A 6,000-nucleotide genomic window follows, 5' to 3' on the forward strand; every position below is an offset into this window, starting at 1 on the left:
AGGTCCGCTTCATTTGCATAAAGGCCCACGGCAGGAAAAATAAAAAATACGGAGAGCAAAACCAGGAGGGCGCCCTTGTGCAACTTTTGTGCCAGAGTTTTTATTTTTTCCAAGAAAAACATAGGATTGACCTCAGTTTTCACCGAAATCATAGAAAAATAAAGCATTTTTTGGGAAATTTTGGCTATTTTTTGATGATTTGCGAACGAACTCGGAGTTTCCATTCCCAGAGAACAATTTCATGTTCGAGGTCTTGGGCGGTCTCCTGCTCCTTCGCAAGAAGTGCATAGATCATATGAGAGATCTCTTTGGAAAAACCTGCGTCTAATTCCTTTTCAAAATCTTCCACACGATATTCTAAAATCAGAACTGCTAATCGAAAGGCTTCAGTCATGGCGATGAGTTGGGGTTTGACCACGTCTAGTTCTGGTTTTTTTAGTTCGTTTTTGATCATCACATCCAAAAAAGTTCGGATGAACATAACATCATCTGAAGAAAGATGGAAATCTAAAAGGAGTTGTTTTACTTTATCCAACTCCATGGCTCGAAGGTGGATCCTTGCCAAAAACACCGGGTTTTCACTATAGGTATTGAGGTTTTGGTTTTTGGCAACATCGGTCGCTCGGACCTTATCGTAATCGACCACTCCCTTGTCTTTGGATTCATCAGTTTTTGGGGATTGAGATTCCGCTGAAGTATTGATCCGTTTTTTGATCACAAGGATGTTCATGCTAGGGTAACGGATCTTAAAGGATACCATGTCCGATCTCGGAATTTCTTCATCGACCACTAGAAACTGGGCATGTTCTCCCCTCTCCCAAGCCGCCATCAAATCTTCCTTACTCTTGTAATGATAGATGACAACGGGTAGGACGTCGCTTAAGCTTCCCGTCCCTAAATAAATGGTTTTGATTTCGTTGGAAAATCCATGTTGGTAGGGGATGACAAGTTTCCCGGCTTTGACATTGACAAAGGAAAGTTCCCCCAAATGGAAATGGGAGACATCAAAATCGTCCCCAAAAAACCCAACTCGGGGGACATTGACAACAATGGAATTGTTCCTGGCACCTTTCGGGACTTCTGGTCCAGAATCTGTAAAAACAACGTATGTCAGCTTGGAAAGTCGGACTTTGACTAGAAAACCAGCAGGGGTTTTCCGTTCTTCGTATACAGTATCATCCATCTTTACATTAAACCAAGTTGTTTCATTTTATATTGGAGGGATCCCCTCGAAATACCTAAGGCCTTTGCCATCCGGATTTGATTGCCAGAAAAGATCCGCATAGCCAGAAGAATCTTCTGCCTTTCTAAAGCCTCTGTTCCACGCCGCAAGTCTAAATCTTCCGCATCTGGAATCTCCAAATCCATCTTGGATTTTCCAGGTTCCAAATCTGCTGGTTCCACTTGGTTTGTCCGGCAGGTCAAAATCCCAGTGAGAATTGCATTTCGTAAGTCTGTAAAATTTTCCGAATAAGATCTAGATACTAATTCCTGCAAACTATTTGCCCCTAATTGCAAACCCAACCGGTTCTGAGAATCACATAATTCTTCAAATATGGCCAAAACCAAAGTTTGCAATTTTGCTTTGGGAAGGAACCTGAGGGATGGTAGTACCAACGAATTTTTTCGTAAAAATCTTTCAAATTCAGGCAATAATTCTTGGCCCATTTCCTCGGGACCCAGTAAAAATAGAGACCCAGAATATCCGGATTTGGACCACCAATCCGATAGGATTTGTTGTTGGCCTAAATTGAGTGTTTGGATCCCAACTAGTACCAAACTTCCAGACCGAGACTCTTCCCCCCAAAGTGCGAGTGCCTTCTCCAGCTTCCCAAAATGGTCCGGTAAAGATTCTACAACGAGAATGGGTGCGCCAGGCAATTGGGATTGGTGGATCCATTTGGCCAATGTCTTCTTTCCAGAACCGGAAGGTCCGAGAATGGTGAGGATTTTTTGCTTCGTAAATTCTGAAGTCGCCAGATCCAAATTGGGAATTTCTGAGCGATATAAAGAATGCGAGTTTGCCGAGGCGGGCACTTCTTTGCCAGCCAAACGGATCTGAGTTTTCCCCCACTCGTTTCCAATCTTTTCTGCAAAAAAGCTGAGGAAAATTCCCGCCGGGAGAGATATGGATTCCTCCATTTCAGCAAGAAGAAAGCCGATTTCTTTTTGTCCCGATCGGATACGAATAGCCATTGCATTTGTTTTTTTGCCAAACAATTCAAACTCTGAACCAGAAAAAAAGACAGGCTCCTCGGAGTGCATCAGCTCTTCCCAGTGCAGAGAACCTCGATTCAAAAAGGAATAATAAAAGCCGTCTTCCCCATATCCGAAACTGGCTGATTCGTAAAAAGAATCTTCATCCTCAACCTTCAATACAACCACACCTGCAGAGAAACCAAGTTCGGTACATAGCCTTTCCCACAAAATGGGAAGGACAGAATCCATCCAATCCTTGCCGATTCTTTCGGAGGCAAGTAGGGAAATGGCTTGAGAAGGCATGCTATGAAACTGTTTAAATTTAATCACTTTGTCAAGTACGTACCTATTTGAATGTCGGATGTCCGACCAAAAGAGAGGAGATAGTTTTTGCTAATTTTCAGTATGTCGGATGTCCGACAATGAAGAGAGAAGAGATCAAAAAATCCTTTTTTTGCTCCATTCTAAAAATACAATTGATCCCAAATTTTCGGCAGGAAAGCATACCATTTGGGAAGGGAAAATAGAGATAGATGATCACCATCGCAGTTGCAAACCAAAAAGGCGGAGAAGGAAAAACGACTACTTCTTTGAATCTTGCCATGGGGTTGGCCCGTCGCAATCTTAAAACCCTACTCATCGATATGGACCCTCAGGCCAATTCCACTGGGATTTTTCTGAATCCAGAGACAGTCGAAAAAGACCTTGCCCACCTCTTTCAAAATTCTGCCAACCTTAAAGAAATTATCACACCAGCATATAACGAGTATTTGTGGGTTGCTCCGTCTAGCATGCGTTTGGCGGAAATGGAGACGGTTTCCGTAAACTCCGTAGAAGCTCCCTATATCCTGAGAGACTCCCTCGCTGCCGTTAAGGAATTTGATTTTGTCATCATTGACTGCCCCCCTTCTCTTTCCATCTTTACGGTGAATAGTCTCGTGGCCGCAAACTTTGTCCTCATCCCTCTCCAAGCAGAAAAGTTCTCCATGGATGGGATTATGGGTTTACAACAAACCATCTCCTCGATCAAAAAGAGGATCAATCCAGAGTTAGAAATTCTAGGAGCTCTCATCACCCAACTCAAACCCCAGACCCTACTTACAAAAACCATCCTCCCCGTTTTGACCAAATACTTCCGAATTTTTGAACATACAATTTCGGATGGAGTGGCAATCGGAGAAAGCCATCTAGCAAAAAAATCTGTATTCGATTACAACCGAACATCCAGGCAGTCTCAAGAATATGAAGGTTTTATTGAGGAGGTTTTAAATGAGCTTAAAAAGTAAACGCCTCGGAACCCTTGCCGACATCTACCAAGCGGAAAATTTGGATGGAACCATTCGCACCATTCGTATAGATAGGATCCAACCCTCGGAACACCAACCGAGACAGGAAAGAAAAAAGGGGATCGAAGAACTTGCGCAAACCTTAAAAGCCGATGGACTTTTACAACCCATCATCGTCTCCAAGGGAGAACGTGAAGGTCATTATAAAATCATCGCTGGAGAAAGAAGATACCATGCCGCCAAGTCGCTTGGCTGGGCTGAAATCGAATGTAAGATCCTAAACCGCCCCGACAAAGAAATTTATAAATTAGCTGTCATTGAAAACCTACAAAGGGAAAACCTATCTCCCTATGAAGAGGTGGATGCCCTCCTCTTTCTGAAAAACTCCCATAACTACACAGACCAGGAGTTAGGTGACCTTTTTGGGAAGAGCCGCAGTTACATGACGGAAGTCCTTTCCATCACCTCGATGTCAAAAGAAGACCTCGACAAATGCAAAAAGAACGAAATCTACAATAAGAACCTCCTTGTCCAAGCAGCCCAGGCCGCCAAAAAAGGAAACCTCGACGATTTTTTAACCCTATTCCACAAAGGGGCATTGAAGACAGTCAGAGACGCCAAAGATTTTAACAAACAAGTCAAATCAGGCGAACCCAACACAGCAAAGAACTCACTTTTTTCTGGTTATAAAATTCGAAGGACAGGAACCGGAATTCAAATTCTGTCGGACGACGAAATTCTACTCGGAGACATCTACAAATTCATCCGCAAAGAGTTGATAAAAAAATACGGGGACACGGCATAACCCAAACAAGTACTAAGCAGTCAAGTACTTAGGAAAAAAATTTATTGTACAGCTCAGGAAAAATGCTGTACGAACTTGACATCCGCCGGAATCCGACAATAATGTGACATAATAAAACTATTTGAGTTTGAGCAGACGTTTCTTGTAGATCCAAGAGACGGGGGATCTTTAGTATCCCGACCCGAAAAATAAAAAAATTCCCCTGGAACACCAGGGGGTCGGGGTTTCCCGAAGGAATGTTGTTGGATGAGACATAATTAACATTATGTCAGATAATGTCAACTCCTTCGTTAAATTTGCTTAAATTTAGTTTAATTTTTGCAGAAAAAGCGGAGGAGCTTTTGTGAGCGACCAGCGGCATGCCTATATCCGACTGATGACCGACATCATAGATTCTGGTGTTTGGGCTAGCCTATCCCATGCGGCCAAAACACTTTATCCAGTTCTACTGAAATTCAGTGACTATAATTTCAAACCCGTTTGGCCCAATACAGAAACATTGATGAGGCTTACCGGATTCAAAACCAAAAAATCCATTGTTTCTGCCAAAAAAGAACTCACTCGTGCGGGCCTACTCTACCAAGTCCCCGGGAACGGACGAACCTCGACCCGGTATCATTTTTCCTTCCATTATGAGGGTTCCAGAATTACCCCTCTGGGGGATGCAAACATAACCCTCGGAGGTTTCGAAACGGATGCCTCTGGGGGATCGAAACTGGTAAGTAAGGGGGGTGCTGACGGAACCCCTAACCATATTAATATAACTATATCTAATACAAACAATCTACCTGCGGTGCCCACGACGGGAGAATTGGGTAAAATAAAGGAAGAGAAAAAAGCGTTCGAAACTTTAGTAGAACTCTTTGGGCCTGAAATTGCATTAAAGGCTTATCAAAAGGCAGTCTCCTTACATATGGAATCGAACACTTCCTATGTCCAATCTCTCTGCCGGGAGCTCATCTCCACCCAAAGGCAAGAAGTGATTAAAACTGAGCAGAAAGTTTCTGAGGAAGAGACCTTTTCCCACCCAGCTTCATGGGCCGGGTTTTTATCTTGGGCAAGCAAAGAGCTGACCCAGTCTTCTTGGAACCAACTAGGGAAGGTGCAAGTGGAGGCTGATGGGAATGTAATTGTTGTCACCTCTCCCCTTCAGGGACATTTACGCCAAATTGTGAATATGTATTTTACGGAACGAGTGAAACCGGCAGTTCTCGTAGTATTTTCAGAAAAAGAAGAAGGATCACGCCTCAGTGAAATTCGATAGACTGGATAGAAAAACGGTATTTTTTGGAAGGAATCAGCATTAAAAAGCGCAATGAAAGATCATTTAATCCGCACAAGCCACCCCAACTCTTTACCGATCAAATCAGTTTCCACTTCGGGAACCTTCGAAGTCAAAAATGAAGAATTTTTATCCTTTTTTGAAGAAAAGGAGCAGTCTTCACTTTCTTCCATCATCTTTCAATTTGATGATGTTGTGTATTTCAATGGAATTGAACTTTTACCTGGCAAAGATGGTTTGGACTTTTTTCCCGATTCTTTCCGGTTCGAATTGTCTCATGATGGAAAGTATTGGGAGCCAATTTTACAAGAGTCTTCCTTTCGGAAGTCATTCAAAACTTCTGCAAAATGGCTTTTTTCTCTTACTAGCGCTCGTTATGTGAAGTTTGTTTCCAAAATTTCCAGAAAAGCCAGTAACGGACGTGGCGT

General features: G+C 42.9%; 6 protein-coding genes. 4 read left to right on the forward strand and 2 right to left on the reverse strand.

The window, feature by feature from the left end; genetic code table 11:
* Nucleotides 1-184 precede the first annotated feature (184 nt).
* Complete coding sequence (locus LEP1GSC199_RS07005) at nucleotides 185-1,183, reverse strand: hypothetical protein (protein ID WP_002979494.1); 999 nt, start codon at nucleotides 1,181-1,183, stop codon at nucleotides 185-187.
* A 2-nt stretch (nucleotides 1,184-1,185) separates the two neighbouring features.
* Complete coding sequence (locus tag LEP1GSC199_RS07010) at nucleotides 1,186-2,502, reverse strand: helix-turn-helix domain-containing protein (protein ID WP_002979571.1); 1,317 nt, start codon at nucleotides 2,500-2,502, stop codon at nucleotides 1,186-1,188.
* Nucleotides 2,503-2,732: 230 nt separating this feature from the next.
* On the opposite strand from LEP1GSC199_RS07010, the gene LEP1GSC199_RS07015 reads away from it, so the two are divergent.
* From LEP1GSC199_RS07015 to LEP1GSC199_RS07030, 4 genes are all read left to right on the forward strand, one after another.
* Nucleotides 2,733-3,485 carry a ParA family protein gene (locus LEP1GSC199_RS07015; protein WP_002979551.1) on the forward strand — a complete coding sequence of 251 codons (753 nt, stop codon included), beginning with the start codon at nucleotides 2,733-2,735 and terminating at the stop codon, nucleotides 3,483-3,485.
* A complete protein-coding gene (locus tag LEP1GSC199_RS07020; protein WP_002979588.1) occupies nucleotides 3,469-4,290 on the forward strand; it encodes a ParB/RepB/Spo0J family partition protein in 822 nt (273 codons plus the stop codon). Before LEP1GSC199_RS07015 ends, LEP1GSC199_RS07020 begins: the two co-directional genes overlap by 17 nt.
* Before the next feature lie 376 nt (nucleotides 4,291-4,666).
* Entirely contained in the window at nucleotides 4,667-5,554 is an 888-nt protein-coding gene (locus LEP1GSC199_RS07025) for a helix-turn-helix domain-containing protein (protein ID WP_002979577.1), read from the forward strand.
* A 51-nt stretch (nucleotides 5,555-5,605) separates the two neighbouring features.
* Nucleotides 5,606-6,000, forward strand: a 395-nt coding sequence (locus tag LEP1GSC199_RS07030) for a discoidin domain-containing protein (protein WP_002979604.1), incomplete at its 3' end; no start/stop codon positions are given.

This window comes from Leptospira vanthielii serovar Holland str. Waz Holland = ATCC 700522 (assembly GCF_000332455.1).
GTDB classification, from domain to species: domain Bacteria; phylum Spirochaetota; class Leptospiria; order Leptospirales; family Leptospiraceae; genus Leptospira_A; species Leptospira_A vanthielii.

What these genes read in the sequence shown, in the direction of transcription:
- LEP1GSC199_RS07025 (WP_002979577.1), top strand. Translation starts at nt 4,667, where the DNA reads ATGACCGACATCATAGATTCTGGTGTTTGGGCTAGCCTATCCCATGCG.
- LEP1GSC199_RS07015 (WP_002979551.1), top strand. Translation starts at nt 2,733, where the DNA reads ATGATCACCATCGCAGTTGCAAACCAAAAAGGCGGAGAAGGAAAAACG.
- LEP1GSC199_RS07020 (WP_002979588.1), top strand. Translation starts at nt 3,469, where the DNA reads ATGAGCTTAAAAAGTAAACGCCTCGGAACCCTTGCCGACATCTACCAA.
- LEP1GSC199_RS07010 (WP_002979571.1), bottom strand. Translation starts at nt 2,502, where the DNA reads ATGCCTTCTCAAGCCATTTCCCTACTTGCCTCCGAAAGAATCGGCAAG.
- LEP1GSC199_RS07005 (WP_002979494.1), bottom strand. Translation starts at nt 1,183, where the DNA reads ATGGATGATACTGTATACGAAGAACGGAAAACCCCTGCTGGTTTTCTA.